Genomic DNA, 25,260 nt, shown 5'->3' with positions numbered 1-25,260 from the left:
TGTGCCGGAATCCAACACCTGGACATCTGATAGGCCAATGGCCACAACGGCATACGCGACATTGTTGGCCTACCGCTGCAGCTGTTGCAACGAAGATCGGCCGTCGTTCCAGCTGTCCAACATGAGGTGTTCGAGACGATTCTCGAGGCTGACGAACGCACGCATCCCGAACACGACGTCGCTGGCCAACTGCGGCTCGTGCAGTAACAGGTTGTCGATCACATCGGTGCGCACCACCTGTTCGTGTACCGCGTCGGCCTCGACGTGTTCGGCGTAGAACCGCACACACGGTTGTGGTGCGCGTAGGCGACGCAACGCCTCCACCAGTCGATACGCTCCCGGGGGCGAAGTGATCTCGGTGGCCGCGAAGTGGCCCACGGCGGCGCCCCGCAACCCTCGGTGCAGGCTGAACAGGGACATCACGTTGACCACAGCCAGCGTCTCGGCGGCAACGGCGTCGAGGTAGGCCAGATAGCCATGGTCCAGGCCGGCGGCCTCCAGTAGATCGGCGAATAGCTCCTGGTGAACGTTGCGGCCGTGTCCAGCGCCGTATTCGTCGAACTCCACAGCCACAAATGAGGCCTTGGCCTGTCCGGTGAGTCGTGGGATCACCCAGGCGTGGGGGTCACCCTCTTTGAGGTGATACAGCGAGCGGTGCACGAAGAATTCCTGCATCTGTGCCCAGGTGCCCCCATCGCGCAGGTACGCCGACACACTTGGGCTGCCGGGGCGGACGGTGGACAGCTTGTCTATCTCGGTCGTGGGGTCATCGTCGGCCGTGATGGTGCCGACCTCGCTGCGCACGGCATCGAGGAAGACAGTTTCCATGCGACCGCGCAAGTGCAACAGGGCGCCGTCCCATTCCCATCGGGGGTCAACGTCGACGAACCCGCGATAGTGCAACTCGTAGCAAAGATAGAGCGCCAGTTGAAGATCGAGGCCGAACGGGTCGGCATCGCCGAGTGGTGTCTCAATCCGGGTCAGATGAGAGCACGGCGCACGCTCGCACAGCAGCTTGATCACGGTGTCGGACAACGGGCCGCGCGACGGGGGCAAGAGCGGCGCCACATGGTGGCGCGGACCCGCCGGGGCGAAGGGGTCTGAACGGAAGGGTGCACGCATACCTGGGTGGGTACCCGACTTTGTGCCCGGATAACCGCCGCCAGTCAGAAGGGTTTGGCGTGCTGATTCAGGACACGGGCGGCGGACTGGTAGTCATGGCGATCGCGGCCTGGTCTTCATCAAGGGCATCGACCGGCAGCGGGTCCTGCCCATCGCGAGCGCGCAGCCCGTCCAGGAAGATGGCCACGTACCGTCGCCACAGGTCAGCATTGACGTGCCCGGCGAACTCGCTGACCGTGCCTGCCAGAAGACCCAGGATCGGCATGTCGCTGTCGGAGATACCCGGCCGCAGATAGCCGTCTTTTTGGGCCCGTTCAACAAGTTTCGCGAGCTTCGGAACCAGGCGGGTACGTGCCGCATCCACCCGATTGCCGCAACCACTCTGCCCGTACAGGATTTCACGCAGGCCACGATCGGTGGCAGTCTGCTGACCCATCTGTTCGACGAACCAGGTGAATCCCGCCCACGAGTCGTCGAATTCCAATCCCGAATCGGCGAAGGCGGCGATCTCGTCGATCGCGTCCTCGAAGATGGCCTCGATCAGCTCGTCCTTGGTGGGGAACCTGCGATAAACCGTGCCGACGCCGATCCCGCCGTGGTGGGCTACCTCATTGAGCGTTGCGCCCAGGCCTCGTGTGGCGAACAGGTCGCGGGCCGCGTCGATCACACGCTGACGATTGCGCACAGCGTCCTTGCGCAGCGGTCGATCAGTGGTCTGGCGGGTCATCACCCCCGCAGTGTAATGCGAGACACTATTCAGGTAAGTGGATTGACTTCATCCACTTACCTGAATAACTTCATGCCGAACACTGTGATCGGCTGACGATTGTGGTGATCTGCGATCAGGGGGACGTGCTGTATGACGCGACATCACCGGGCCGTACGCGTGTTGGCCGCCGCCGGTATTGGACTGCTTGCGGCAGTGGCCAATTCGGGGACCGCATACGCCGATCCCGATACGGACTTCGCGAATCAATTGCACACCTACGGGATCTATGGCCCGAAGGACTACAACGCCTGGTTGGGCAAGATCACCTGCCAGCGGTTGAGCAACAACGTCGACCATGACGCCTATCAGTCGGCCAAGTTCGTCGCCACCAACTTGTCCCGGCACAACGTCACGCAGCAGAACTGGCAGTTCCTCGGTGCCGCAATAGATTTCTATTGCCCGGACAAGCATTCGGTGTTGGACGACGCCGCGCATCAGTCGCAATCGGGAGGCCGCGCATGACGATTCGATCAATTCGTATGGGATTGGCCGCCATGGCATTTGGCGTTGCGGCGTCTTCCTCTCTGTCGCTGGCCGGCCCGGCTGCGGCCGATGCCACCGACGACTACCCGATCCCGCATCGGATCATCGTCACCACCTGTGATGCCGAGCAGTATCTGCAGGCGGTGCGTGATACCAGTCCGGTGTACTACCAGCGCTACATGATCGACCGGAACAACCGGCCCGCCGACATTCAGCAGATGGCCGAGGATCGCATCCACTGGTTCTTCTCGCTCGATCCGGCGGGTCGCCGGCAGTACTCCGAGGACACCGCCACCAACGTCTATTACGAACAGGTGGCCACTCACTGGGGCAACTGGGCCAAGGTGTTCTTCAACAACAAGGGTGTGGTCGCGAAGGCCACCGACGTATGCGTGAACTACCCGGCCGGCAACATGCAAGTCTGGGACTTCGGCTCCAATAGTTGAGTGATTTGCGTCCGAATTTCCCGCGCTGACCAGCCGTTTTCCGGGGTAGATCGCGCATGTGCGGACGTGGCAGGAATGCGGTGGGGCCGCGCCGGGTTGTAACGAAGACGACATTTAAATGGATGGACTCTATCCACTTTTTCGGTTAGGTTACCTAGCTAGATGTCCTCGGGGGTCACCAATGGTGGTGTGCCGCCACATGCCCGACGACCGCGCGGTCGGCAATTTCTACAGAAGGCAGCGATGACGAGTGTGTTTCGGCGGGCATGGCTACCGCTATTGGTGATCGTCGCGGTTGGCGCCGGCGTGGTGATCGTGTCGAACGTGCGCCAGGTGTTCGGCTCGAATCCCGTTGTGATCACAGAGAAGAGCTCGGACAACGCCGAGGACTTCAACCCGAAGTTCGTGAAGTACGAGATCTACGGCACGGGCAGCACGGCCGTCGTCAACTACATGGACCTCGAAGGCAAGCCGCAGCGCGCCGCGGGAGTTTCGTTGCCGTGGACGTTGACGCTGTCGACCACCCTGCCCTCGGTGCAGCCCAACATTCTGGCCCAGAGCGACGGCAACAGCATCAGCTGCCGGGTCAGTGTCGATGACGTGGTCAAAGAAGAGAGGACCGCCACCGGTATGAACGCCGAAACCTTCTGCTTTGTGAAGGCCGCATGAGCGCGCCGGCCGACGAGGCCCAGACCGACGCCATCCCGGTGGTAGAAGACAAGGGACACAAGGGGATACCGCAGTTCCTCCGCCGGTTCGCGGTGCTGATCATCCTGGCCTGGATCGGGGTCATCGCCGCACTGAACACCGTTGTCCCGCAGCTCGAGGAAGTCGGCAAGCTGCGCGCGGTGTCCATGAGCCCCAACGACGCGCCGTCGATGATCGCCACCAAACGCGTCGGCAAGGTGTTCGACGAATACAGCACCAGCAGTTCGGTGATGATCGTGCTCGAAGGCGACAATCCGCTGGGAGCCGACGCGCACGCGTTCTACGACAAGATGGTCGCTGACCTCCGCGCCGACACCACCCACGTCCAGCATGTGCAGGACTTCTGGGGCGACACGCTGACCGCCAAGGGCGCCCAGAGCCGCGACGGCAAGGCGGCCTATGTTCAGGTCTACATCGCCGGTGATCAAGGTGAGACGCTGGCCAACGATTCGGTCGCCGCGGTGCGCCACATCGCCACCGAAAGCCCTGCTCCGCCAGGGGTAAAGGCATATGTGACCGGTCCCGCAGCGACGAGCACTGACCAGAACGTCGTCGGCGACAAGAGCATGGAGCTGATCGAACTCGTCACGTTCGGCGTCATCGCGGTCATGCTCTTGCTGGTCTACCGATCCGTCATCGCGACCTTGATCGTGTTGGTGATGGTCGTGCTCGAACTCTCCGGGGCGCGCGGTCTGGTGGCATTCCTGGGCTACCACAACGTTTTCGGGCTGACCACCTTCGCCACCAACCTGCTGGTGACGCTGGCGATCGCCGCGGCGACGGACTACGTCATCTTCCTGATCGGGCGCTATCAGGAAGCGCGACGGGCCGGAGAAGACCGAGAATCGGCCTACTACACCATGTTTCACGGCACCGCGCACGTGGTGCTGGCCTCGGGCCTGACCATTGCCGGCGCCACCCTGTGCCTACACTTCACCCGGTTGCCGTACTTCCAGACCATGGGCTTTCCGCTGGCCATCGGCATGGTGATGGTGGTCGCGATGGCGCTGACCCTCGGGCCCGCGGTGATCTCGGTCGCAACCCGCTTCCGCCGGGTCCTCGAGCCTCGAACGAACACGAGAACCGCCGGCTGGCATCGGGTCGGCACCGCGACGGTGCGCTGGCCCGGCGCCATCCTGGTCGGCGCCGTGGTGGCGGCACTGGTCGGTCTGATCGCGCTACCGGGCTATCACACCATCTACGACGACCGGATCTATCTGCCGAAGGACATCCCCGCCAACGTCGGCTATGACGCTGCGTTCCGGCACTTTTCGCAGGCCAAGATGAACCCGGACCTGATGATGGTCGAGTCCGATCACGATCTGCGGAACCCGGCGGACTTCCTGGTGATCGACAAGATCGCCAAGGCGCTCAAGAACGTGCACGGAATCGCCCAGGTGCAGACGATCACTCGCCCCGACGGTGACCCGATCAAGCACTCGACGATCCCGTACACCGTCGGACAGAGCGGCTCCACGCAGCTCATGAACAACGATTACACGCAGACCAATCTGAACAATCTGCTCTCTCAGGCAGACGATCTGCAGAACAGCATCGACGCCATGACCGAGATGATGAGCGTCCAGAAGGATCTGGCTGCCGTGTCGCAGCGGATGGCCGACAAGATGAAGACCACCTCGGATGACATGGGTGACACCCGAGATCACTTGTCGGACTTCGATGATTTCTTCCGGCCCATGCGCAACTACTTCTACTGGGAGCCGCACTGCTTCGACATCCCGGTGTGCTGGTCCATGCGGTCGGTCTTCGAGAGCATCGACGGCATCAGCTTGATGTCCGATGACTTCCAGGCCATCGTTCCCGACATGCAGCGCATGGCCGACCTCATGCCCAAGATGGTCGCGACGATGCCCAAGCAGATCGCGTCGATGAAGCATCAGAAGCAGGTGCTGCTGAACCAGTACCAGATGCAGAAGGCCCAGCAGGATCAGACCATCGCGATGCAGAAGACCGGCACCGCGATGAGCGAGGCCTTCGACGCAGCCAAGAACGACGATTCGTTCTACCTCCCGCCGGAAGCCTTCGAGACCGCAGATTTCCAGCGCGGCCTCAAGCTGTTCATGTCGCCCGACGGCCATGCGGTGCGGTTCACCATCATTCACCAGGGCAACCCGTTGACGCAGGAGGGCACCTCGCGTATCGAACCGCTCAAGGTTGCGGCGGCCGACGCGATCAAGGGCACCCCGCTCGAGGGCTCGTCGATCTACCTCGGCGGCAGTGCGGCCATGTACAACGACATGCAGATCGGTGCCGATTACGACCTGATGATCGTCGCGGCCGCGGCGCTGATCCTGATCTTCATCATCATGTTGGTGCTCACCCGTGCGGTCGTCGCTTCGGCGGTGATCGTCGGCACCGTGGTGCTCAGCCTGGCATCGGCCTTTGGTCTCTCGGTACTGCTCTGGCAGCACATCGTGGGTATTCCGTTGCACTGGATGGTGTTACCGATGTCGGTCATCGTCCTGCTGGCGGTCGGCGCGGACTACAACCTGCTGCTGGTCTCCCGCGTCAAGGAGGAAATCCACGCCGGGCTCAACACCGGCATCATCCGCGCCATGGTCGGCACCGGCTCGGTCGTCACCTCGGCGGGCCTGGTGTTCGCCTTCACCATGATGTCGATGTCGGTGAGCAAGCTGATCATCATCGGCCAGGTCGGTACGACCATCGGTCTGGGTCTGTTGTTCGACACCCTGGTGGTGCGGTCGCTGATGACGCCGTCGATCGCCAGCCTGCTCGGACGGTGGTTCTGGTGGCCGCAGCGCGTCCGTCAGCGTCCGGTTCCGCAGCCCTGGCCGAAGCCGATCCAACGCGATTCCGAGCTGACGTCAGTCTGAGTCCAGCGCTTCACTGCTGACATCGTCAGCCGCCGACGCCGGCCGTGGCCCTCCAGCCACGGCCGGCGTTGTCGATTCATGCGGTGATCCGTAGTTCCTGTATCGGGGGCGATTGTGTCCCGTATCACGCGACGGCGACGTTCGGTTCGGGCCCTGGATCACGACTACCCCCTATGACGCAGGAAATGGGGGCGTGGTGATGGGGGGCGAGCTGAAGGGATTGATGTCGTTGAGTAGCGAGTCCGACGTTGCGTGGGAACTGGTGGAGAGCATTCGTTCTCGCTTGACAGTTTCCGAGCTCAACAATGCCTACGTGAACCTGGGCATCGGAGAATTCGGCACGGTGATCGAAACGTTGATCACCGTCGTTGTCCGCGAACAACTTACGGTCCCAGAAACCCTGATGGGAACGCTGGAAACCTGGCGTGCGCTGCACCACCCCGACGGTCCGCTCTCCGGGCGCCTCATGCACCAGCTCGCACAGTGTCGCCAGCATGGCGATTCGCGATGCGGCGCATAAGTCAGCTGAACAAACGGGATTCGATCAGGTGAGGCAGTGGGGGACTTGTGATGTTGACACCGAGCGCCAAGGATGAGCTTGCCGGTACGGTCGTGCATCTGGCCAGTGCGCGCAAAGCGGAAGTGACTGCACTCCTGCAATTCGCAGGCGGGCTGCGTATCGTCAAGGGACGCGCGGTGATTGACGCAGAGGTCGACCGCGAGCCGATCGCCACGCGGGTCTGCAAAGACCTCAAGGACTTGTACGGATGTACGGCCGAAATTCGTGCACTGCCGAGCATCGCCACCCGCTCCCGATACGTGGTGCACGTTGCCCACGAAGCCGAAGATGTGGCCCGGTTGACCGGGCTGATCGACCGTCGGGGTCGGCCGGTCCGGGGCATGCCGCCGCAGATCGTCGCGGGTAGTACGGCCGACGCCGAAGCGGTGTGGCGGGGCGCCTTCCTGGCCCGGGGTTCGCTGGCGCTGGCCGGTCGCGCACGGGGGCTCGAGGTGGAATGCCCCGGGGTCGAAGCCGCCTCGGCTCTGGCCGGGGCTGCGCGCAGATTCGGTGTGCACATCCGAGCGCGCCAGTTGCGCGGTGCCGAGCGGATCACGGTGCGCGACGCCGACACGATCGACACCTTGTTGAATCGAATTGGCGCCCAACAGACCCGGGCGGCCTGGCAATCACACCAACGAACCGGCACCACACCGACCGTGGACGCGGCGCTGGTGGACTCCAACCAACGTCGTGCCCAGCAGTCGGCCATGGTGACCGCGATCCGGGCGCAACGCGCCCTGGAGATCCTCGGTGACGCGGCGCCCGCTCATTTCGTCGCAATCGCGCGTTTGCGCGTTCGGCACCCCGACCTGTCGCTGGACGAGTTGGGCCGCCTCGCGGAGCCCCCGATGACCAAGAACGCCGTCGCGGGCCGTCTTCGGCGCCTGATGGGGATGGCTGACCGGGCTGCCGAACGAGCTGGGATTGCCGGCACTGCCGTCGCCATCACTGCGGCTGACCGGGGCAGGTGCTAGGCGTCTACGCCGTCCACCGCAAGATATTGCGGGGCAACATGTTTCATCAATCAGCGGTGCAAAACCGCCGTAGTGCGTGGTGCCGGGCTATCCCAGCGGGTCGCCGTCGACGACGTCGGTGACGGTCACGTCGATGGGCCCGGCCGGAGTGCTGCCGTTGTCGTCGAGGTTGTCGAGGATGGGGCGGATCGTGTCCAGTACCAAGCGGCGGATGTCGTCGCCGAGTTCGCGCAGTTGCGTGCCGTAGCTTCCGGTGACGTCGATGTCGACGGCGCGCAGCACGGCACCGTCAAGCGTGAAGTCGATGCGGGTCGGCTGGCAGACGAATCGGCGCCGCAACTCCCGGGCCAGCAGGCTGCGTAGCGCGTGATCGCTGATGTACACCACGCCGGCGTCGGTGTCCCGCGAGGCGCGGATCGGCCAACCGGTCCGGGTTGCGCTGTGTATAGCCGCGCGCACCCGGTCGCTGATGGCGTCCCAGCCGGGTTCGGGCACCGATCGCAGGTATGAGGCTGCGCGGTGCAGGATGGGATCAGGCTCTGTCACTGCCACCTCCCCAACAGAACTCGCAACGTCTTGATAGCCCGAACGTGGTGTCCGCGCACTGCATCGGAACTGAGGTGTAGCACTTCGCCGATCTCAGGGAACGTCATCTGTTCGATCTCCCGCATCATCCACACCGCGCGCTGGCGTACGGGCAGTTCGTCAAGCGCTTGTTCGAGGGCGGCCAAAAACGCGGCGTTGGACGCGGCGGCGAAAGGGTCGGCGGACGGGTCTGGTCCGGCCAACGGTTCCAGCACCCAATCTTCGACCGGTTTTGCCCGCTTGAGCCGGTGTGTGTCGGCGATCTTGCGGTAGCAGATCGCGAACAACCACGTCCGAAGCGACGAGCTGCCGCGGAAGCCCGCGATCTGTTGCCAGGCCGCAACGAAGGTGTCCTGCACGACATCTGGGACGTCAGCTTCGGAGGCGAGCATTCGCCGCGCATACCGGTAGAGCACGGGCCCGTACCGGGTGACGATGACGTCAAACGCCTCGCGATCGCCGATGACGGCCGCGGCTCGTAAAGCCTCGTCGTCGGCGTCGCGTAGGTCGCCACCGGTTGGCGCTATCACCACACTCCGCTCTCAGCTGCGCTTCGCCGCTCCTGAAATATAGGCCCTCACTGCAAGAGTTAGTCGAGTTGTGGTTCTGTTCAGGGCATGCTGAGCTGAGAATCGTGAAATGTGTCCTGTATCACTCGCTGGACACGTTCGGTTCAGGCCCTGGGTAGCGACTACCCATGTGTCGGCAGTCGAAAGGGGAGTGATGATGACCAGTGCGGAGGCCGAAGTGGAGTCGTCCAGTAAGGAAATGAGCCCTTACCAGGGATCGCCGTTGGTGAGCTCGCAGGGCAAGACGACGATCGCGGACATCGTGGTCTCGAAGATCGCCGGGATCGCCACCCGCGAAGTGAGCGGTGTGTACGACCTGGGCGGCGGCGCGTCGCGGATGGTCGGCGCCCTCCGGGAGCGAATCCCGGGTGCCAGCGTCAACCAGAGCCAGGGCGTGTCGGTCGAGATCGGCGAGAAGCAGGCCGCCGTCGACATCGACATCGTCGCCGAATACGGCGTGGCGATTGCTGACCTGGCCGCAGGTATCCGGCGAAACGTCATCGCCGCCATCGAACGGATGACCGGTCTCGAGGTGACCGAGGTCAACATCACCGTGCACGACGTGCACCTCGACAGTGACGGCGGCGGCGACGACGCTGACGCCGCGCCCGCTCGTGTCCAGTGATGCCCCGACGCGGGCAGCAGCTCCGGAGGACGACGCTGATCGCATCGCCGCCGCGGTGACTGCGGTCAAGGGTGTGGCGGGGTTGCACGGCGGCATGTTCGGCGAGGTGGGCACCTACCTGCCGGGCCGGCGGGTCTCCGGGATTCGGATCGGGGCCGACCGCGTCGACGTGCACGTCAGTCTCGCGCTCGACGCGCCGGTGCGACAGACGGCTACTGCCATCCAACGTGCCGTCGCCGCGATCACCGACCTACCGGTCGACGTCACGGTCGAAGATCTCCTGCCGGTGACATCAGCTTCCGGTTGAGGATCGCCCTGGAGCGCCCCGGTGTGGCGGCGCGACGAGGGGCGCGCCGCCACATCGCGGTCAGCGAACACCTCAGCGCCCGAACAACTTCGATTCGAGGAAGGTTCACATCATGACCTCATCCACACTGGGTCTGGTTGCCGGTCTGCTGCTCGGCGTGGCTGCGGCGGCCGGTGGCCTGTGGGGTTTCATCGTCGCGTTGCTGCTCGGCGTGGCGGGGTACCTGCTCGGCGCCCACCGCGACGGCGAACTCGATCTGGCCAATCTGGCCGCATTGCTGCGGGGCCGCGGCCGTGACTGAGTCAGCGGCCGCGGAACCTCTACTGCCGCAACGCGAATCCGATGACGACGACGGTGCCGCCACGCGCGGCACCCTGACCGTCCGCGAGAAGGTCGCGGATCGGCTCGCGGTTCGTGCGGCGCTCGACACCCCCGATGTGCTGCCGTTCTCGGAAGGACTGACGAAGATTGCCGGCCGATCGCTGCCGCAGGCGCAGCTGACTGTCACCGGCAACCGCGTCACCGCCCACCTCAAGGTCACAGTGGCGTGGCCGGCGCCGGCGGTCGACGTCGCGCGCGCCGTGCAACGCAATGTCGCGCAGACGTTGTCGAGCATGGCCGGATTGCAGGTCGACCGCGTCGACGTCACTGTCGAACAATTCAGCACCGCCACCAAGGATGTGAAAAGGATTCAATGATGACCGCCGACGCATTTGCGCTGCCGATACCTGGTCGTGCCCCGGTCACCGCTGCCACCGCGCGATACATCGCCGTGGTGCTGGCGCTGGTCCTGCTGATCGTCGGATTCGTGGCTCTGCGCGACGCCGGAGTCGTGCTGGGCTTCGTGGCAGGCTCACCATGGATCGGCACTACCGCCACCGCCTTGAACGGCCTGCACAGCCAGTGGTGGATGGTTCCCGCTGGCGCCGGCGTGCTCGTCATCGGAGTGTGGCTGATGGTCATGGCGTTACTACCGCGGCGTAAGACGGTCGTTGCCGTCGACGCGGCGGGATCGGTGTGGATGCGCCCGCGCGATGTCGCCCGACTGGCGTCGTACGCGGCCTGCTCCGTGCCTGGTGTCGAGGTGCTGAACTCGGCGGCCACCCGCCGAAAGGTGACGCTGTACGTCGGACTCACCGGAGTTGAGTCCGAAGTCGCGGCCAAGGGCACGATCGCCGCCGTGGTCGGTAGCGCCACCGAAATCCTCATTCCGACACCGCGAATCACCGTGCGCGTCGGCACGAACGGGTCGGCATGAGCCTGAGGCCGACCGATCTGCTGGACCGCGCCGCGACGTTGGTCGCCGGAATCGTGGTGACCACGATCGGCGCGGCGGCGGTGCTGTGGCCCACCCACTGGGTGCGCGCCGCGCCGGAACGCATCAGTACCGGACCGATCGTGCGCGCCACGTCCTCGACGTGGTGGGCATGGGGGCTGGCCGGCGCAGGAACAGTACTGGTGCTGATCGCGCTGGTTTGGCTGATCTCGCATGTGCCGATCCGCAAGGCGCCGGTCCTGCGTGTGGCCGGCACGACCGATCCGGGGTTCATCACCGTGAACCTCGACGGCGTTGCGTCTGCGGCTGCGGCCGCCCTGGAACGTGAGTCGAATGTGCAGTCCGTCAAGGGGAAGACAGTCGTCGATCGGCGTGCATCCACCGTCGAACTGACTGTCACCGTTGCCCATCCGGCCGGCCTGCATCGCGTCATCTCGGCGATCGACGGCACCTGCGCCGACATCGCTCGAGCCATCGGGGATACCAGCGACAACGCGGTGGCGGTACGCGCTGTGGTGCAGATTGCCAAGAGCAAGCGCCCTGGCTGACATGATCGATCGGTGACTCAACCACCGCAGGACGGCTCGTGGGGCGCCCCGCAGCACCAGCCGTCAGTAGGCCCGCCGGGCCAACCGATCCCGTCGACGCCGGGTCAGCCGGGGTGGCAGCCGCAGCCGGGTTGGCCGGTGCCGAACCCGCAACCCTGGGCCGGCCAGCCGACGAACTACGGTCCGCCGAACCCGATGTCTGGCTTCCCGCCGCCGCGCAAGTCTGCGATCAAGCCGTGGGTGTGGATCGTGGGCGCGGTGGTATTGCTGGCTGTGCTCGGCGGCATCGCCAATGTGGCCCGCAAGGGACTGCACACCAACGCATTCGGTGCCCAGCTGAAATCGGGGCAGTGCGTCACCACTGCCGACTACGAGAAGTTCCATTTCACCTCGACCAGCTGTGAATCGTCGGATGCTGTCTACGAATTAGCGGGCGCGACCTCGATGGGTCTGTGCCCGGATGGCAAGGCGCCTTCGGACGGTCCGTACTTCTACGCCACCAGCAATCAGGATGACCCCAAGGCCGCGTGCTTGTGCTTTGCGCTGAACCTGCATCAGGGGGACTGCTACGCGCTGGATCTCACCGGTAAGAGCGTCACGAACATTGATTGCGCGCAGGCCCCGACCATCGCCAACTCTCACACCGGGGTGTTCAAGGTGGCCCAGCGCATCGATGACAGCGTCGACGAAACGGCCTGTGCCACTGCGGCAAAGGCGATGGTGTTCACGTCCCCTCAGCGGGTGTACTGCTTGACCAAGCTCGTCGACTGACGTCGAGATCCCGCCCCGCATCGCGGATTGCGACACCGGCTGAAGGCCTTCGACCCCACGTCGCCCCAGCACCGTCTAGCGTTGGGGCCGAGACACTCACGGGTGCAAGGAGGTCGGGCGGTTGTCGGAAATTGATGAGTCCGAGGTCTCATCCGAGTCTGGGGACGGATTGCCTCATGGCCATCCGCAGTCCCTGACCCGTGAGTTCATCTTGGACAAGGCCGTTGAGTTCATCGACCGGCACGGCTTGGCAAAGCTGACGATGAGGCGGCTGGGCGCGGCGTGCGGGGTGGAGGCGATGGCGCTCTACCGCTACGTCCACAGCAGGGGAGACTTGTTGACCGGTGTGGTCGATCACGTCATAGATCGGTTGTACGCCGACCAGTTGGCTGCCCGCCGGCAGGAAGACGGCTGGCAGGACTATCTGGTACGGGTTTCCCACGGCGTACGCCAGATCGCTCTGCAACATCCTGAGGTCTTTCCACTGGTGGCGACCCAGGCGCCCGAGGCGCCCTGGGTGCGGCCGCCGCTGCGCAGTTTGCGTTGGATGGAGAGCTTTCTCGACACGTTGCTTTCCTACGGCTTCGACGACGTCTCCGCAGTAGCCGCTTATCGCACCTACACCACGTTCTTACTAGGTCAACTCTTGCTCGAGGTGTCGGCGCGTGGTGCCGAGCTCAGCCCCGAAGAAGCCATCTTGGAGGACGCGGCCAGACCTCGGACAAGACTGTCGGATTATCCCCAGCTGCGGCGTCTGCAAGCCATGCTCTCGCAAGATCGCAGCGAAGCGGAGTTCGAAGAAGCTCTCGAAGCTCTGCTGGACCGACTCGAATTATTGCTGTCCCGGCGCTGAACCGCCGAGCGCGCCTGACCAGACGCGCTCCCAGTTTACAACGTAAACTGGGAGCCGCTATGGTGGCTCGAACGGTCCGTGCAGGTAGCCCTGGACCGATTGGACGTTCACGCCCTGGGCTGGGCGGCGCGTGATCGAGCATCACCCGCCTTGGGAAGCTGGAGGGAATCGGGACGTGGCAGTGCAGGAATCAGACAAGGTGATCGACATCTTGTTGGTGGAAGACGATCCGGGTGACGAGTTGATCACCCGCGAAGCCTTCGCAGACAACAAGATCAACAACGTGCTGCACGTTGCCCGCGATGGTCAGGAAGGTCTGGATTTCATCTATCGACGTGGCGCTCACTCCCGCGCGCCGCGGCCTGACCTGATTCTGCTCGATTTGAACCTGCCCAAGTACGACGGGCGGCAGTTGCTCGAGAAGGTCAAGTCAGACGCGGACTTGTGCGATATCCCGATCGTCGTCCTCACCACATCGTCGGCACAGGAAGACATCGTGCGCAGCTACAAACTGCACGCGAATGCCTACGTGACCAAGCCTGTCGACCTCGACCAGTTCATCAAAGCGGTACGCCAGATCGATGACTTCTTCGTTCGCGTAGTCCGCCTGCCGAGGTCCTGAGTACCGATGACAACAGGTGATGAGCTGCAGCCGGCCGAGAGCCGCAGTGGTAGTGCAGGGGCTGCCTGCGCAGTCGAACAGAGCACGATCGGCTCGGTCCGCGTGGTTTCGGTGTCCGGCACGGTTGACATGCTCACTGCGCCACAACTCGAAGCGGCCATCGCCGCGGCCGCCGGTGACGCATCACCAGCGGCGGTGCTGGTGGATTTGAGTGCTGTCGATTTCCTCGCGTCTTCCGGTATGGGCGTCCTCGTTGCCGCACATGCCGACCTGGCACCAGCGGTCCGCTTCGTGGTCGTGGCAGACGGGCCGACCACCAGCCGACCGCTCAAGCTCGTCGGGATCGCCGACCTGATCGAGTTGTTCGCCAACCTCGATGACGCTCTCGCTGCCCTGGCCACGTGAGTGGATGCGCGCTACCGCGTGGCCAAATGCGGTTCGGGCTGCGTGATCGTGGTGAACGTGGTTGCCGGAGAATCGATTAGGTCTACCCAGTAGACGATCGGCTTTGACGTCCGGACGTTCGCCTTGCCGTTGAGGACCTGCCTGTGCAGATCGGTTGCACTTACGGCAGCGACAGTCTCGGTGTTGTCCACAGGACCGAACGGTGAAGCGTTGGCGCGCAAGAGATGTTGGACCCGATAGTGAGAAACCGCGCTCCGCAGGCTGGGATGTGCCTCTCGCGCCAGCCGCATCGTGCAATACGAACCCGCTGCGATCACCTCGACGGCAACGATCTCTTCTCCCGCGCTTTCCAGCAGGTCGATGAATCCGGCGACCTCGTGGCCGTCGATCACATCGCCGGCCACGCTGCTGGTTACGGCGATACCCACCGCAGCGTGGCCACTACGGTCTGAGGGAACGAATCTGAAGGCACGTCCGCCCACCGACGGCAGCCCGTCACCTCCGGGACTCTGCACCGCTCCGGCTGGTTGTTCGGTGTCGAACAACCAGCGCAACCCCACCAAAAGCACAGGCATATGGACGCTTAGGTCAACTACAGGCCGCGCTCCCGCAGTTTCGTCCGCGCTGTCCGCTGTCGACATCAGCTCGTGTGTCATCCGCAGTTCCTTCATCCGGGTGACGCGCGAGTGCGTCAGCTCTCGTGGCTGTACCCGTCCGGCGAAAACGCAAAACATCTGGGTGCTGTGCGCGGATGCGACCAGTGCGAAGCGGGCAATGATCATTGAGATGCGGACGAACCCGTCGTTCAGACCTCCACATGAGCGATGGCCCAGTCCAGCATTTCGCTGGACTGGGCCATCGGCCGGCACGTTATTCGCTGCGCTGTTCGGCGCGCTCGCGCGCCTCGGCAATCTTGGCGCCGGCCCGCGCCGCGTCGGCTTCTGCCTCTTTTTTCGCCGCGTCGCGCTGGGCATCTGCCTTGTCCTGCTGGGCCTGACCTTCCCGAACCAGGTCATCGCGACCGATGACGGTGCCGATGACTTCCTTGGCCTTGCCCTTGACGCCTTCCACGACGCCGCGGACGGCTTCCTCAGGTCCCGTGTTCTTGTTCTCGCTCATGATTACCCTTCCGGTTTCCGGGTTGGATGTGAATCGTGCACGGAGAACATCTCCCCACGCCGTCAATGAGTTCCCTGCTCCAGCGGACACCAAACGCTCCGGCGTTGCGATCTGGCCCACAGTTGCGACGGATAGTGCTGCCCCACATGGTATTCCGCTGATCGTATGCAAATGTTTGGCGAATCGGCATTCCGGGTAGTCGAGGAGCGTTCGCGGGCGTTGCCCGAAAAGGAAGAGGCGCCATGATTCTCATCGGAGCTGTGCTACTTGCTCTCGGATTGCTCATCAACAGCTACCTACTCTGGTCGGCGGGCGTGGTGGTTTTGGTGGTGGGTGCGGTTTTTTGGCTGCTGGGTGCGGTTTTTTGGCTGCTGGGGGCGGCGGGACGGCCGATCGCAGGCCGGCGCTACTGGTGTTAGCCGATCTGGTGCCGGCTGATCCCTCGCATCGAATCCGCTTCGGCCGCAAGAAAAAGCCGCAGTCGAGGCAAAGGAACCGGCCCAGGCCGCCCAATGATGAAGCACTGAGCGTGCTGACTTGATCTGCCCCGCTGAGTGGAACGGATGCGTGATTGTTTGTGGAACCGAGAACTCAGGGTATGCAGACTGACCCGTGGAGTAGTCTGCATTCCGAATCGGGAGGGCACGTGGTTGAAACAGTAAGTCAGGATGGAGGGTCCCTGGGGGACCGCTCGGTTGAACTGACCGTCGCGGCCACGCTCGAAAATCTCGCTGTATTGCGGACTTTGGTTGCGGCCGTCGCCGCTTTCGAGGACCTCGATCTGGATGCGGTAGCCGACCTACGCCTCGCGGTGGACGAGGCCTGTACTCGTCTCGTTCATTCGGCGATGCCCGGGTCGAAGTTGCGGGTCGTGGTCGACCCGTCCGAAGAAGCCCTGGTGATTCAGGCGTCGGCGCGCTGCAATGTGGAAAACGCGCAGACTCCTGTGGTCGAGCCGGGAAGTTTCAGCTGGCATGTGCTGAGTTCCCTGACCGACGAGGTGTCCACTTTCGCGGCGGGCGATGTCACTGACGGTATCCAGGTGCGGGGTATCTCGTTGACCGCGAGACGAGTGAGTCTGCTGAGGTGACCGCGGACTATGCGGACGTCAGGGACATGTTCCGTGAACTCCGCGCCCTGCCTGAGGGGTCGTCCGACTACACCGTGCAGCGCGACAGGATCATCGAACGGTGTCTGCCGCTGGCTGATCACATCGCGCGGCGATTCGAAGGCAGAGGTGAGGCGCGCGACGACTTGGTGCAAGTTGCGCGAGTGGGCTTGGTCAACGCGGTCAAACGCTTCGACGTCGAATTAGGTTCGGATTTCCCGTCTTTCGCGGTCCCCACCATCATGGGTGAGGTGCGGCGTCACTTCCGCGACAACAGCTGGTCGGTGAAGGTGCCACGGCGGATGAAAGACCTGCACCTGCAGATCACCGCGGCGACCGGCGAGCTGTCTCAGCGCCTCGGCCGCGCGCCCACCGCGTCCGAACTCGCAGCCGAACTCGGGGTGGACCGCGACGAAGTGTTGGACGGCCTGATGGCCGGTAGCTCCTACAACACCACGTCGATCGACGGAACGGTGGGCGGCGGCGACGAGAGTCTCGCTCTGGCCGAGACGCTTGGCGACCTCGATCCGGGACTGGAGACCGTCGAGTACCGGGAGGCGCTGCGGCCTCTGTTGGCTGAGCTGCCAGAGCGTGAACGGACAGTGCTCGTCCTTCGATTCTTCGAGTCCATGACCCAATCGCAGATCGGCGAGAAGCTCGGCATATCCCAGATGCACGTGTCGCGACTGCTGGCGAAGACGCTGGCCCAGCTGCGGGAGCGGATGCAATAGTCGCCTGCCGTACGTGACCGGGTGCGTGTCGGTGCATGCGCGCTGCGACGCGCCATTCTGCTGGTAACGTCCCCAGCCGTAGGAAGAGCGAGTAGTGGTCAGCGAGACCTGGTGGCCTCCTCCTTTCGTGAAGGAAGTGACTGCTTGTCCGTGCCGGTGGATCCGCGGCAGATGACAGGAACCGTCTCTGCCCACGCTACGGCTGCGGTGCACCAGCAGCTGTCGCTGCTGCTGGTGGAGGATGATCGCGGCGACGCGCTGCTGGTGGAGGAGCTCATCGCCGATACCGCGATGGACATTGATTTCCACTGGTCGAGCACACTGTCGGACGCCGAGAACAGGCTGGCGGAGGTTCGGCCGGATTGCGTGCTCCTAGATCTGCACCTGCCGGATGCCGCTGGTGTCACCGCGTTGGACCGACTGCGCGCCCAGAATCCGAGACTGCCGATCGTGGTCCTTACGGGCTTGAACGATGAGCATTTCGGCGTCTCGGCCATGGCCTCTGGCGCGCAGGACTACCTGGTGAAAGGGCGGGTTGATCCGGAATCCCTGCGCCGCGCCGTGCTCTACGCCATCGAGCGCAAGCGTGCCGAGGCCACCTCGGTCGATCTGCAGGCCAGCCGGCTGCGCGCCCAGGAGAACGCACGGCTGGAACGCGGCCTGTTGCCGTCCCCGCTGCTGTTGGACGACTCTCCGCTGGAGATCATCATGCGGTCCTTGCCGAGCCGGCGCGACGCGCTGCTCGGCGGTGACTTCTATGACGTGGTTCAGACTGCTGACCGTACGGTGCACGTCATGATCGGCGACGTCTCCGGACACGGGCCGGATGAAGCGGCGCTGGGGGTCGCACTGCGGATCGCCTGGCGCGCACTGACATTCGCCGGATTGCGCGGAAATGAGCGGATGCGCCAGCTCGACCGAATCCTCACCACCGAACGACCCAGCCGTGGCACCTTCGCGACATTGCTCAGCGTGGCGCTGGAGCCCGATTCAGGAGATTTCGCGGTGGTGCGGGCCGGCCATCCGGGGTTGTTGATGCACGGTTCGGGCACCGTCGACTGGTTGGAGCCCGCGGCGGGCGCTGCGCTGGGACTGGGTGCCACCGAATGGCCCGTGCACCGACTGCACTTGAACACGGGCCATGGCCTCGTGCTGCTCACCGACGGTTTGTTCGAGGGATGCTCTGGCGATGACGGTGAACGCCTGGGCGAACAGGGACTGCTGGCTCTGGCCCGCTCGCTGGCGAGCTTGCCCGGGCCTGAATTCGTCAAGGGACTCATCAGCGAGGTCGAAGCACTGGCCGAGCCTGCGGGTGGTCTCACCGACGACATCGCGGTGATCCGCGTGGAGCGCTCCGTCCGATGAAACTGACCGTGCAGGGCTGGCAGAAGCTGGTGTTGTCGGTCATGGGCATCGTCGTGCTTTCGGGAGCCATCGGCGGCGCCGTTCTGATGAGCCGGACCGACGGAGTGTCCGATGAAATCACCGATCAGCTTCAGCCCGCGCGGGTGGCCGCCTACCAGTTGCAGGCAGGACTGCGCGATCAGGAAACCGCTGTTCGCGGCTACGCGATCGCCGCCGATCGCCAGTTCCTGGAGCCCTACGCTGCAGGCCAGGGCACCGAAGCTGATGCGGTGCGGCGTATTCGGAAGCTGGTGGGCGATCGCGCCGGCCTCATCGCGGACGTCGACGCCATCGAAAGCGCGGCGGCAGGCTGGCGCAGCAGCTACGCCCAACCGCTGATCGATAGTGTCGTCCCCGGGCATCCCGCCGTTGTCGACAGCCGCACCACCGAGCTCGGTAAAGACGAATTCGACCGTCTCCGTGCGTTGTTCGACGTGCAGAACACTCATTTCGAGCAGGCGCGTAGTGCCGACAACGCGGAACTGATCGCGATCCGTAAGTGGCGGGATCGGGTGCTGGTGGCCATGGTCGGCGCCTTTTTCGTGATGGCGTTCATCTTGGCGACGTTGGTGCGCAGCGCAGTGACGCGTCCCCTGGACGCCCTCGCCGCGGCCTGCCGGAGGATCACCGAGGGCAACTTCGATGAGCGCATCGTGCCGCGGGGACCGACCGATATCCGGGCCATTGCAAGAGATGTGGAGGGGATGCGACAGCGCATTGTCGAAGAGCTCGACGCAGCGCAATTCGCCCGCACGACCCTCGACGAGCAGACCAAGGAACTGAGGCGATCCAACGCCGAACTCGAGCAGTTCGCCTACGTCGCATCCCATGATCTGCAAGAGCCGCTCCGCAAGGTCGCATCCTTCTGCCAGCTGCTGGAGAAACGCTACGCAGACAAGCTTGATGAGCGCGGGCTCGAATACATCAACTTCGCGGTCGATGGCGCCAAACGCATGCAGGTGCTGATCAACGATCTGCTCACCTTTTCGCGGGTGGGGCGGATCAATGCCACGCACACCGAGGTGGATCTGAACCAGGTGGTGGCCGCAGCGGTGAGCAACCTCGCGACGGCGATCGGGGAGTCGGGAGCCGAGGTGCTCGTGCCGGACAGCCTGCCGCGTGTCGACGGCGATCCGACGCTGCTGGTCATGCTGTGGCAGAACCTGATCGGCAATGCCGTGAAGTTCCACCGGGAAGCGCTCGCTCCGCGGATTGTGGTCGACTGCACACCGGGCGCGGGTGAAGATGCCGAAAACTGGGTATTCACCGTTTCAGACAATGGAATTGGGATCGCTGAGGAGTTCGTGGACAAGGTCTTCGTGATCTTCCAGCGATTGCACGGCCGTGATGCCTATGGCGGTACCGGTATCGGGTTGGCGTTGTGCAAGAAGATCGTCGAACACCACGGCGGCACGATTCGGATCGACACGTCGTACGAGGGCGGAACCCGGTTTGTGTTCACCTTGCCGACCACGCCCACTACTGAGCCGAATGTCGTCGTCACGCCGGAGACGCTGGAAGGGAACCACACATGACCACCGTCGAGCGAGGCCGAATAATCGACATCTTGTTGGTCGAGGATGACCCGGGCGACGAGCTGATGACTCGGGAAGCTTTCGCGGACAACAAGATCAAGAACACCTTGCATGTGGCGCGTGATGGACAGGAAGGCCTGGACTTTCTCTATCGCCGGGGCGCGTACCGAGATGCGGTGATTCCGGATCTGATCCTGCTCGACCTGAATCTGCCCAAGTATGACGGCAGGCAGTTGTTGGAGAAGATCAAGTCCGACGCCCAGCTGTGTCACATTCCGGTGGTCGTCCTGACGACTTCCTCGTCGGAGGAAGACATCTTGCGCAGTTATAAGCTGCACGCGAATGCCTACGTCACCAAACCCGTTGACCTGGACCAGTTCATGAAGGCCGTGCGCGAGATCGACGAGTTCTTCGTCCAGGTGGTGCGGCTACCGCAGTCCTGAATCACACTGTCGCGCTGGGCAGCACGGTGATGTCGTTCCACTGGAGGCACACCCGGGTGCCGGCGTCGGTCGGCTCGATCTCGGTCCGGTCGGTCAGCGCATTCATCAACGGGATTCCGCGGCCGCGAACAGCGTTGGAGTCCCGGGTTGCGGCCGGTCGCCACCGTCCGTCGTCGGCCACGATCACCGTCAGAACCGCTGACTTCTGGTCGTAGTCGGCGTAGACGTGCATGGCACCGGGCTCGGGCGTATGGGCGTATGCGGCGTCCACCACATTGGCCAAGGCCTCGTTGACGGCGAGCACGATATCGCTGACTCTCACCCGGTCCAGCGTGAAGTGCTCCGCCAGCCAGGCAGCGAAGTCCTGACGGATGGCGGCAGCCAGCGCGGGGGTGGCGACAACGTCCCTGCGGACGAAGCGTGTGCCTCCGCGCGGCTGACCCGAATCCGCCATCTGGTCTGTTCCTGTTCGACCGTCTAAGCGGCGACGGCTGCGAGCGCTTCGTCGAGTGTGGTGAACAACTCGATCAGATCGGCAATGCCGACCAGCTTGAGCGGCCTGCTGGTCGTGGGTCCGTCTGCGACGACTACGAGGCGCAGCGTCGGCATCAAGTCTCCGTGTGCGGCGACCAGCACTCCCATCCCGGCCGAAGCCAAGAAGTCGACGGCGCTCAGATCCACGACCACGGCCGCAGGGCTATCGGCCGCTGCCGCAGCGATTGCTGCCTCCAGTTGCGGGGCGGTGAGCATATCGACGGTTCCGGACACCGAAACCACGCCGATTTCGCCGATCCGCTTCTGATCGATTGTGCAGCTGGACGCTGCTGGGTTGCCGCCTTCTTGCGTCGACTGTTGCTGGCTGGTCATCGTCACCTCCGATGGGTTCATACGTATGAACCGGTTCTTCCAAATACTATCGGCGCCGGGCGTCGTCTCCGCATCGAACCTGCCGTCGGAATTCGGCGGATTGAGCTGGCGGCAGACAACATGTTTCGGATCGTCAATTGGCGGGTATGCCAGTCCGGTCAATGCTGTTTCTGCGTTCGTCGCAGGTGTCTGGGAGGGCCGATGATCGACGATTTCGCGTTGGTAGCTCACGTTCAGCCGGGAGCAGCGGGATTCGATTTCCGTAGTCGCCATGGGATCTTTGTCACCACAGGAGGCGTGATGTCGACCGTCGCAGGCGTGGTCGCCACGACAGCCTGAACAAACCAGCCGCGGTGGGCAGCAGTGGCCGTCCTCGAACAGGTCGACGCGCGCAATCTGCCATTGCCCAACCGCTTCCAAACGTCTGGAAATTCACGACAACTCGCCGGAATTGCGGCGAGTACCTCAAATAAGTAGGGAGCACCGATGTCCATTCGACGAATGATTCTGCTGGGCGGGGCCGCATTGTTCGTGGCCGGAGTGATTGCGATGCTGATCCCGGTATCAATTTCCAAAAGTGACGGCAACAGCATCGGCTGTGGCAACGCGCTCGTCGAAGATCTGGACGGAGCGCGCTCAGCCAACAAATCGAGCATCGCCGGCGTCCCGGTGCTCAATGAGATTGTTCCGCATACCGATTTCGTGGCCCAGTGTGAATCAGCTGTCTCAAGTCGCCGTACGTGGTCCATCCCGCTGGCGGTGGTGGGGATCCTGGTCGGGGCGGGTTCCTTCGTCACCGGCCGCAGCCGATCCGTGGACAGCGTGTAGGCAGGGAACGGACCAGAACCATGACAATCGACTACGACCTCGATGCCACGACGCTGCGCAAGTGTCTGGTGGCCAGGCGGACCAAGGAATTCGTCTGTACCAGTTGCCTTCTCGTGCGTGATGGGCACGAACTGGCGGCGCGGGACAGCGAGCGCGTCTGCCTGGATTGCGCTTGATGGCTCACCGCCGCGCGGTTGGGCGCGGCGTGTTGCCCGGTGATCAAGAGCGGTCGCGACGCGGAAGTGGCGGGTGATCCTCCCGCAACCCGGCCGCGCGTCCCAGGTACGCCTTGCCATCGCGCCATAACGGTGTTATGAATATCCATAACACCGTTATGGCGAATGGAGTTGCACCATGCACCACCATGAGAACTTCCGGTTCTCCGAGTCGGCGCGCGACACGGCCGGCAGTGCCGCGATCGATACCCTCGGCGATCACATCCGGGTCGGCGACACCGACCGTGACGCCGTCTCGCGCAGGCTCAGCCGTGCCGTCGCGGACGGGCGACTGACGCTCACGGAATACGACACCCGTCTGCAGCGGCTCTACCAGGTGGAAACACGCTGCGCACTCGCCGAGATCGTGTCCGACCTGCCCGTTGAACGGCCTGAGCCGAAACGGAAACGGAGGCAGTCGATTCCGGGATGGGTCGTGATCATGTGGATGCCATGGATCGCGGTGAACGTCATGTGTCTCGCGATCTGGCTCACCACCGGCGGTGGCTACTTCTGGCCGTTCTGGGTGGCAGTCCCGTGGGGGTGCGCTTTGTCGATTCCCACAGCAATTGGTGTCCTGGCCAATCGTGGCAGGGCAGGCGGCAGCGTACGTGGCGACTGCCGTGGCGGGGTCAGATCGCATGGGGTGCAATGAGAGTCGTGCGGGCAGCAGCACTGCGCGACTGCGAATGCGGGGATCCGCGCTGAGCTCGGCTTTTGTGACGTGTCACAAAAGCCGAGTCTGATACTTCTGCCCTCGGTGTAGAGACGGCGGCCACCTGGACATTGATACTGATTCGAACAACGAGACAGCATCGGCGCTGTCGCAGCCGCCGGAACGGGGCTCGTTGATACAGAAGGGCTACAACGTGGTTGCCAAACCGGAGAATCTGATCCCGCTGGACCTGGGTAACTCCCGTCGTGTCGAGTTCGAAGGCGGCAGCTTCCAGTCGCGCATCCTCGCATTGGCGTTGAAGGCCACGGTCAAGCCGGCCTTGACGGTGTGGGCGATGGCCCCTGGTCTGCCGTGGCCGTATCGGGCGGTTGATCACGTCGGTCGCGTCCTGCGGTCGGTCTCGGGCACCACCAGAAAGCCCGTCAGCCTCGCGAATTGCTCCGCTGAGACGACCCGCCCGGCGTCGATGCGTGGGGACCGCTTTGTGGTGTACATGCATGGCGGCGCTTTCCTGGTCGGTGGCCGTCACCTGCACCGCCAGATGATCTCGCGGATCGCCGCGTCGCTGCAGAGCGAGGTCCTTGCGGTGGATTACCGCAAGCTGCCCAACCACACCCTCTCCGACGGTATCGAGGATTGCATCGATGCCTATCGATTCGCGCTCGGGCGAGGCATCGCGCCGGAGAACATCGCATTCATCGGTGACTCGGCCGGCGCGTACCTGGTGTTCATCACTGCCCTGTTCGCGGGCCAACGCGGGTTGCCGATGCCCGGCGCGATCGTCTCGATGGCGCCGCTGGCCGACTTCGACCTGCAGGCCAAGATCGATGCCCCCTCGGGAGCAACCGATGTGCTGTTCTCGAAGGCCTTTGCCCGCGCGTTCCATCAATTCGTCATGCGGCACAGCCCGCCCGAAGACGATCACCGGTTGCTCGATGCGGACCTCAAGGGGCTGCCGCCGTCCCTGATCCAGGTGAGCTCGACCGAACTGCTGTGCCCTGACGCTGAGCTGCTTGCCGTTGAACTGACGAAGGCCGGTGTGCCGCATCAGTTGCAGGTGTGGCGGGACCAGGTCCACGTCTTCCAGGCCGCGGCCTCAATCGTTCCGGAAGCGGCGCGTGCACTGCGTGAGGCGACGCAGTTCGTCGAGTCGGCATTCGCCCGCAGCGCGGCGCAGGAGCAGTCTGCGTAGTTGCGGCCGCCGAGCGCATCGGAGAGCCGCTGATGGCTGAAACGATCTGTAGCCCAGGCTTGCTCCGTCGCGTGACGGTTGCCTACGCCGCTTACTCCGTGGTGATGCTGGAGATCGAACGGCGACTACGCCAAACCGGTGGGCCGGGCATCATCAGATTCGAGCTGGCCGGCAACGCGGACCGGTCCGCAGAGATGATGGCGCGCTGGGGAACTCGGGGCCGGCGCTTGGCTCGGGTGTCTCTGTGGCTCGATTTCGGTTACCTGCTCACCTACGGTGCGCACACCGCACTCCTGGTGGAGCACGCGCGCTGCCGCCAAGGCCACTCTGCGGCGCTTCCGCTGCTGGCGGTCGGTGCCGTCGCCGGTGACGCGATCGAGGGTGTATCGCTGCTGAAAGTCTTCGGCGGCAATCAGATCGACATGTACGCACGACGCGCGCGGCGCGCTGCGTTGGTCAAGTTCGCAGTCCTTGCAGTCTGTTTGGCCTATGCCGCGGTCGGCTATGTGAAACCACCGAGATCAATCGAATCCGGCTAGGGCGTGTCTCCCGAATGTGAGGGTGTTATCGGCGACGATTGATCGGTGACACGGATGGATGTGATTTCTGACGAGTTCTGGGCTGTCGTGGAACCCTTGATGCCCTCGCATGAAGGCAAGCGG

Annotated in this window: 35 protein-coding genes; 27 read left to right on the top strand and 8 right to left on the bottom strand. The window is 63.8% G+C overall.

All coding sequences use genetic code 11. The features are described 5' to 3' along the window. Window positions 1–69: 69 nt before the first annotated feature. Both TL10_RS14040 and TL10_RS14035 read right to left on the bottom strand, forming a co-directional pair. Window positions 70–1,122, bottom strand: coding sequence for an iron-containing redox enzyme family protein (locus TL10_RS14040; RefSeq protein WP_043986085.1), 1,053 nt, complete (start codon window positions 1,120–1,122; stop codon window positions 70–72). A 67-nt stretch (window positions 1,123–1,189) separates the two neighbouring features. Then, window positions 1,190–1,849, bottom strand: a complete 660-nt coding sequence (locus TL10_RS14035) for a TetR/AcrR family transcriptional regulator (RefSeq protein ID WP_043396737.1) — start codon at window positions 1,847–1,849, stop codon at window positions 1,190–1,192. Window positions 1,850–1,981: 132 nt separating this feature from the next. Between TL10_RS14035 and TL10_RS14030 the strand changes: the two genes are divergently transcribed. The 6 genes from TL10_RS14030 (at window position 1,982) to whiA (ending at window position 7,919) form a co-directional block, all read left to right on the top strand. Continuing rightward, window positions 1,982–2,353, top strand: coding sequence for a DUF732 domain-containing protein (locus TL10_RS14030; protein WP_043396734.1), 372 nt, complete (start codon window positions 1,982–1,984; stop codon window positions 2,351–2,353). Continuing rightward, complete coding sequence (locus TL10_RS14025) at window positions 2,350–2,820, top strand: DUF5078 domain-containing protein (RefSeq protein ID WP_043396732.1); 471 nt, start codon at window positions 2,350–2,352, stop codon at window positions 2,818–2,820. Before TL10_RS14030 ends, TL10_RS14025 begins: the two co-directional genes overlap by 4 nt. 243 nt (window positions 2,821–3,063) lie before the next feature. Continuing rightward, entirely contained in the window at window positions 3,064–3,489 is a 426-nt protein-coding gene (locus tag TL10_RS14020; protein ID WP_043396730.1) for an MmpS family transport accessory protein, read from the top strand. Further along, window positions 3,486–6,383, top strand: a complete 2,898-nt coding sequence (locus tag TL10_RS14015; RefSeq protein WP_043396728.1) for an MMPL/RND family transporter — start codon at window positions 3,486–3,488, stop codon at window positions 6,381–6,383. Before TL10_RS14020 ends, TL10_RS14015 begins: the two co-directional genes overlap by 4 nt. A 199-nt stretch (window positions 6,384–6,582) precedes the next feature. Then, window positions 6,583–6,903 carry a hypothetical protein gene (locus TL10_RS14010; RefSeq protein ID WP_043396724.1) on the top strand — a complete coding sequence of 107 codons (321 nt, stop codon included), beginning with the start codon at window positions 6,583–6,585 and terminating at the stop codon, window positions 6,901–6,903. 53 nt (window positions 6,904–6,956) lie between these two features. Beyond that, a complete protein-coding gene (gene whiA / locus TL10_RS14005; protein WP_192830238.1) occupies window positions 6,957–7,919 on the top strand; it encodes a DNA-binding protein WhiA in 963 nt (320 codons plus the stop codon). Between the two features lie 87 nt (window positions 7,920–8,006). Here the strand turns inward: whiA and TL10_RS14000 are convergent, their stop codons facing one another. Both TL10_RS14000 and TL10_RS13995 read right to left on the bottom strand, forming a co-directional pair. Next, window positions 8,007–8,465 (bottom strand): hypothetical protein, encoded by a 459-nt coding sequence (locus tag TL10_RS14000; RefSeq protein ID WP_051954929.1) that lies wholly within the window; start codon window positions 8,463–8,465, stop codon window positions 8,007–8,009. Then, a complete protein-coding gene (locus TL10_RS13995; protein ID WP_043397111.1) occupies window positions 8,462–9,034 on the bottom strand; it encodes an RNA polymerase sigma factor in 573 nt (190 codons plus the stop codon). The genes TL10_RS14000 and TL10_RS13995 overlap by 4 nt, the downstream gene beginning before the upstream one ends. Window positions 9,035–9,230: 196 nt before the next feature. On the opposite strand from TL10_RS13995, the gene TL10_RS13990 reads away from it, so the two are divergent. From TL10_RS13990 to TL10_RS13945, 10 genes are all read left to right on the top strand, one after another. Then, a complete protein-coding gene (locus TL10_RS13990) occupies window positions 9,231–9,698 on the top strand; it encodes an Asp23/Gls24 family envelope stress response protein (protein WP_043397108.1) in 468 nt (155 codons plus the stop codon). Further along, window positions 9,688–10,005: an Asp23/Gls24 family envelope stress response protein gene (locus TL10_RS13985; protein WP_043397105.1), complete on the top strand. Its 318-nt coding sequence runs from the start codon at window positions 9,688–9,690 to the stop codon at window positions 10,003–10,005. The genes TL10_RS13990 and TL10_RS13985 overlap by 11 nt, the downstream gene beginning before the upstream one ends. A 112-nt stretch (window positions 10,006–10,117) precedes the next feature. Further along, on the top strand, window positions 10,118–10,306 hold the full coding sequence (locus TL10_RS13980) for a hypothetical protein (protein ID WP_043986084.1): 189 nt from the start codon (window positions 10,118–10,120) through the stop codon (window positions 10,304–10,306). Then, the gene (locus TL10_RS13975) at window positions 10,299–10,703 is read left to right on the top strand and encodes an Asp23/Gls24 family envelope stress response protein (RefSeq protein ID WP_052506412.1); all 405 of its coding nucleotides are present in this window, start codon (window positions 10,299–10,301) and stop codon (window positions 10,701–10,703) included. Before TL10_RS13980 ends, TL10_RS13975 begins: the two co-directional genes overlap by 8 nt. Further along, window positions 10,703–11,263: a DUF6286 domain-containing protein gene (locus tag TL10_RS13970; protein WP_043986083.1), complete on the top strand. Its 561-nt coding sequence runs from the start codon at window positions 10,703–10,705 to the stop codon at window positions 11,261–11,263. Before TL10_RS13975 ends, TL10_RS13970 begins: the two co-directional genes overlap by 1 nt. Further along, on the top strand, window positions 11,260–11,829 hold the full coding sequence (locus TL10_RS13965) for a hypothetical protein (RefSeq protein WP_043986082.1): 570 nt from the start codon (window positions 11,260–11,262) through the stop codon (window positions 11,827–11,829). The genes TL10_RS13970 and TL10_RS13965 overlap by 4 nt, the downstream gene beginning before the upstream one ends. A 12-nt stretch (window positions 11,830–11,841) precedes the next feature. Beyond that, window positions 11,842–12,600, top strand: coding sequence for a hypothetical protein (locus TL10_RS13960; RefSeq protein ID WP_131630742.1), 759 nt, complete (start codon window positions 11,842–11,844; stop codon window positions 12,598–12,600). A gap of 130 nt (window positions 12,601–12,730) precedes the next feature. Beyond that, window positions 12,731–13,453 carry a TetR/AcrR family transcriptional regulator gene (locus TL10_RS13955; RefSeq protein ID WP_043986134.1) on the top strand — a complete coding sequence of 241 codons (723 nt, stop codon included), beginning with the start codon at window positions 12,731–12,733 and terminating at the stop codon, window positions 13,451–13,453. Window positions 13,454–13,634: 181 nt separating this feature from the next. After that, window positions 13,635–14,075: a response regulator gene (locus tag TL10_RS13950; RefSeq protein WP_043397097.1), complete on the top strand. Its 441-nt coding sequence runs from the start codon at window positions 13,635–13,637 to the stop codon at window positions 14,073–14,075. Between the two features lie 6 nt (window positions 14,076–14,081). Next, entirely contained in the window at window positions 14,082–14,480 is a 399-nt protein-coding gene (locus TL10_RS13945; RefSeq protein WP_043986080.1) for an STAS domain-containing protein, read from the top strand. 11 nt (window positions 14,481–14,491) lie between these two features. Here TL10_RS13945 and TL10_RS13940 read toward each other — a convergent pair whose 3' ends face one another. Both TL10_RS13940 and mbp1 read right to left on the bottom strand, forming a co-directional pair. Continuing rightward, the gene (locus tag TL10_RS13940; protein WP_131630741.1) at window positions 14,492–15,262 is read right to left on the bottom strand and encodes a hypothetical protein; all 771 of its coding nucleotides are present in this window, start codon (window positions 15,260–15,262) and stop codon (window positions 14,492–14,494) included. Window positions 15,263–15,350: 88 nt separating this feature from the next. Continuing rightward, window positions 15,351–15,599 (bottom strand): microaggregate-binding protein 1, encoded by a 249-nt coding sequence (mbp1, locus tag TL10_RS13935; protein ID WP_043396705.1) that lies wholly within the window; start codon window positions 15,597–15,599, stop codon window positions 15,351–15,353. A gap of 242 nt (window positions 15,600–15,841) precedes the next feature. Here mbp1 and TL10_RS31445 point away from each other — a divergent pair, with 242 nt between their 5' ends. From TL10_RS31445 to TL10_RS13910, 6 genes are all read left to right on the top strand, one after another. Beyond that, the gene (locus tag TL10_RS31445) at window positions 15,842–16,018 is read left to right on the top strand and encodes a DUF6131 family protein (RefSeq protein WP_192830235.1); all 177 of its coding nucleotides are present in this window, start codon (window positions 15,842–15,844) and stop codon (window positions 16,016–16,018) included. Between the two features lie 227 nt (window positions 16,019–16,245). Continuing rightward, window positions 16,246–16,689: an ATP-binding protein gene (locus tag TL10_RS13930; protein ID WP_043986133.1), complete on the top strand. Its 444-nt coding sequence runs from the start codon at window positions 16,246–16,248 to the stop codon at window positions 16,687–16,689. A 26-nt stretch (window positions 16,690–16,715) separates the two neighbouring features. Continuing rightward, window positions 16,716–17,438, top strand: coding sequence for a SigB/SigF/SigG family RNA polymerase sigma factor (locus TL10_RS13925; RefSeq protein WP_231575612.1), 723 nt, complete (start codon window positions 16,716–16,718; stop codon window positions 17,436–17,438). Between the two features lie 171 nt (window positions 17,439–17,609). After that, a complete protein-coding gene (locus tag TL10_RS13920; protein WP_043986132.1) occupies window positions 17,610–18,803 on the top strand; it encodes a PP2C family protein-serine/threonine phosphatase in 1,194 nt (397 codons plus the stop codon). Next, the gene (locus TL10_RS13915) at window positions 18,800–20,377 is read left to right on the top strand and encodes a sensor histidine kinase (protein WP_043396701.1); all 1,578 of its coding nucleotides are present in this window, start codon (window positions 18,800–18,802) and stop codon (window positions 20,375–20,377) included. Before TL10_RS13920 ends, TL10_RS13915 begins: the two co-directional genes overlap by 4 nt. Further along, window positions 20,374–20,820, top strand: a complete 447-nt coding sequence (locus TL10_RS13910) for a response regulator (protein WP_043396698.1) — start codon at window positions 20,374–20,376, stop codon at window positions 20,818–20,820. The genes TL10_RS13915 and TL10_RS13910 overlap by 4 nt, the downstream gene beginning before the upstream one ends. Before the next feature lies 1 nt (window position 20,821). On the opposite strand, the gene TL10_RS13905 is transcribed toward TL10_RS13910, so the two are convergent. Together TL10_RS13905 and TL10_RS13900 are read right to left on the bottom strand one after the other, a co-directional pair. Further along, window positions 20,822–21,274, bottom strand: coding sequence for an ATP-binding protein (locus TL10_RS13905; protein WP_043986078.1), 453 nt, complete (start codon window positions 21,272–21,274; stop codon window positions 20,822–20,824). Between the two features lie 23 nt (window positions 21,275–21,297). Then, window positions 21,298–21,687, bottom strand: coding sequence for an STAS domain-containing protein (locus TL10_RS13900; protein WP_043397085.1), 390 nt, complete (start codon window positions 21,685–21,687; stop codon window positions 21,298–21,300). A gap of 486 nt (window positions 21,688–22,173) precedes the next feature. On the opposite strand from TL10_RS13900, the gene TL10_RS13895 reads away from it, so the two are divergent. From TL10_RS13895 to TL10_RS13880, 5 genes are all read left to right on the top strand, one after another. Beyond that, entirely contained in the window at window positions 22,174–22,515 is a 342-nt protein-coding gene (locus tag TL10_RS13895) for a hypothetical protein (protein WP_043396691.1), read from the top strand. Between the two features lie 20 nt (window positions 22,516–22,535). Further along, window positions 22,536–22,691 carry a DUF4193 family protein gene (locus TL10_RS30155; protein ID WP_082067944.1) on the top strand — a complete coding sequence of 52 codons (156 nt, stop codon included), beginning with the start codon at window positions 22,536–22,538 and terminating at the stop codon, window positions 22,689–22,691. Window positions 22,692–22,869: 178 nt separating this feature from the next. Then, window positions 22,870–23,385, top strand: a complete 516-nt coding sequence (locus TL10_RS13890; protein WP_082067943.1) for a DUF1707 domain-containing protein — start codon at window positions 22,870–22,872, stop codon at window positions 23,383–23,385. A 214-nt stretch (window positions 23,386–23,599) separates the two neighbouring features. After that, window positions 23,600–24,598, top strand: a complete 999-nt coding sequence (locus TL10_RS13885; RefSeq protein WP_043986130.1) for an alpha/beta hydrolase — start codon at window positions 23,600–23,602, stop codon at window positions 24,596–24,598. A gap of 71 nt (window positions 24,599–24,669) precedes the next feature. Beyond that, complete coding sequence (locus TL10_RS13880) at window positions 24,670–25,137, top strand: hypothetical protein (RefSeq protein WP_043986077.1); 468 nt, start codon at window positions 24,670–24,672, stop codon at window positions 25,135–25,137. Window positions 25,138–25,260: the final 123 nt, after the last annotated feature.

It is taken from the genome of Mycolicibacterium llatzerense, assembly GCF_000878195.1.
Lineage (GTDB): Bacteria > Actinomycetota > Actinomycetes > Mycobacteriales > Mycobacteriaceae > Mycobacterium > Mycobacterium llatzerense.
Note: the sequence above shows the minus strand (reverse complement) of the source record. Positions and strands in the feature narration are given on the sequence as shown.

Coding starts and splice junctions, on each gene's coding strand:
- TL10_RS14040 (WP_043986085.1), bottom strand. CDS start 1,122: ATGCGTGCACCCTTCCGTTCAGACCCCTTCGCCCCGGCGGGTCCGCGC.
- TL10_RS14035 (WP_043396737.1), bottom strand. CDS start 1,849: ATGACCCGCCAGACCACTGATCGACCGCTGCGCAAGGACGCTGTGCGC.
- TL10_RS14030 (WP_043396734.1), top strand. CDS start 1,982: ATGACGCGACATCACCGGGCCGTACGCGTGTTGGCCGCCGCCGGTATT.
- TL10_RS14025 (WP_043396732.1), top strand. CDS start 2,350: ATGACGATTCGATCAATTCGTATGGGATTGGCCGCCATGGCATTTGGC.
- TL10_RS14020 (WP_043396730.1), top strand. CDS start 3,064: ATGACGAGTGTGTTTCGGCGGGCATGGCTACCGCTATTGGTGATCGTC.
- TL10_RS14015 (WP_043396728.1), top strand. CDS start 3,486: ATGAGCGCGCCGGCCGACGAGGCCCAGACCGACGCCATCCCGGTGGTA.
- TL10_RS14010 (WP_043396724.1), top strand. CDS start 6,583: ATGGGGGGCGAGCTGAAGGGATTGATGTCGTTGAGTAGCGAGTCCGAC.
- TL10_RS13990 (WP_043397108.1), top strand. CDS start 9,231: ATGACCAGTGCGGAGGCCGAAGTGGAGTCGTCCAGTAAGGAAATGAGC.
- TL10_RS13980 (WP_043986084.1), top strand. CDS start 10,118: ATGACCTCATCCACACTGGGTCTGGTTGCCGGTCTGCTGCTCGGCGTG.
- TL10_RS13970 (WP_043986083.1), top strand. CDS start 10,703: ATGACCGCCGACGCATTTGCGCTGCCGATACCTGGTCGTGCCCCGGTC.
- TL10_RS13965 (WP_043986082.1), top strand. CDS start 11,260: ATGAGCCTGAGGCCGACCGATCTGCTGGACCGCGCCGCGACGTTGGTC.
- TL10_RS13945 (WP_043986080.1), top strand. CDS start 14,082: ATGACAACAGGTGATGAGCTGCAGCCGGCCGAGAGCCGCAGTGGTAGT.
- TL10_RS13940 (WP_131630741.1), bottom strand. CDS start 15,262: ATGATCATTGCCCGCTTCGCACTGGTCGCATCCGCGCACAGCACCCAG.
- mbp1 (WP_043396705.1), bottom strand. CDS start 15,599: ATGAGCGAGAACAAGAACACGGGACCTGAGGAAGCCGTCCGCGGCGTC.
- TL10_RS31445 (WP_192830235.1), top strand. CDS start 15,842: ATGATTCTCATCGGAGCTGTGCTACTTGCTCTCGGATTGCTCATCAAC.
- TL10_RS13925 (WP_231575612.1), top strand. CDS start 16,716: ATGTTCCGTGAACTCCGCGCCCTGCCTGAGGGGTCGTCCGACTACACC.
- TL10_RS13920 (WP_043986132.1), top strand. CDS start 17,610: ATGACAGGAACCGTCTCTGCCCACGCTACGGCTGCGGTGCACCAGCAG.
- TL10_RS13915 (WP_043396701.1), top strand. CDS start 18,800: ATGAAACTGACCGTGCAGGGCTGGCAGAAGCTGGTGTTGTCGGTCATG.
- TL10_RS13910 (WP_043396698.1), top strand. CDS start 20,374: ATGACCACCGTCGAGCGAGGCCGAATAATCGACATCTTGTTGGTCGAG.
- TL10_RS13905 (WP_043986078.1), bottom strand. CDS start 21,274: ATGGCGGATTCGGGTCAGCCGCGCGGAGGCACACGCTTCGTCCGCAGG.
- TL10_RS13900 (WP_043397085.1), bottom strand. CDS start 21,687: ATGACCAGCCAGCAACAGTCGACGCAAGAAGGCGGCAACCCAGCAGCG.
- TL10_RS13895 (WP_043396691.1), top strand. CDS start 22,174: ATGTCCATTCGACGAATGATTCTGCTGGGCGGGGCCGCATTGTTCGTG.
- TL10_RS30155 (WP_082067944.1), top strand. CDS start 22,536: ATGACAATCGACTACGACCTCGATGCCACGACGCTGCGCAAGTGTCTG.
- TL10_RS13890 (WP_082067943.1), top strand. CDS start 22,870: ATGCACCACCATGAGAACTTCCGGTTCTCCGAGTCGGCGCGCGACACG.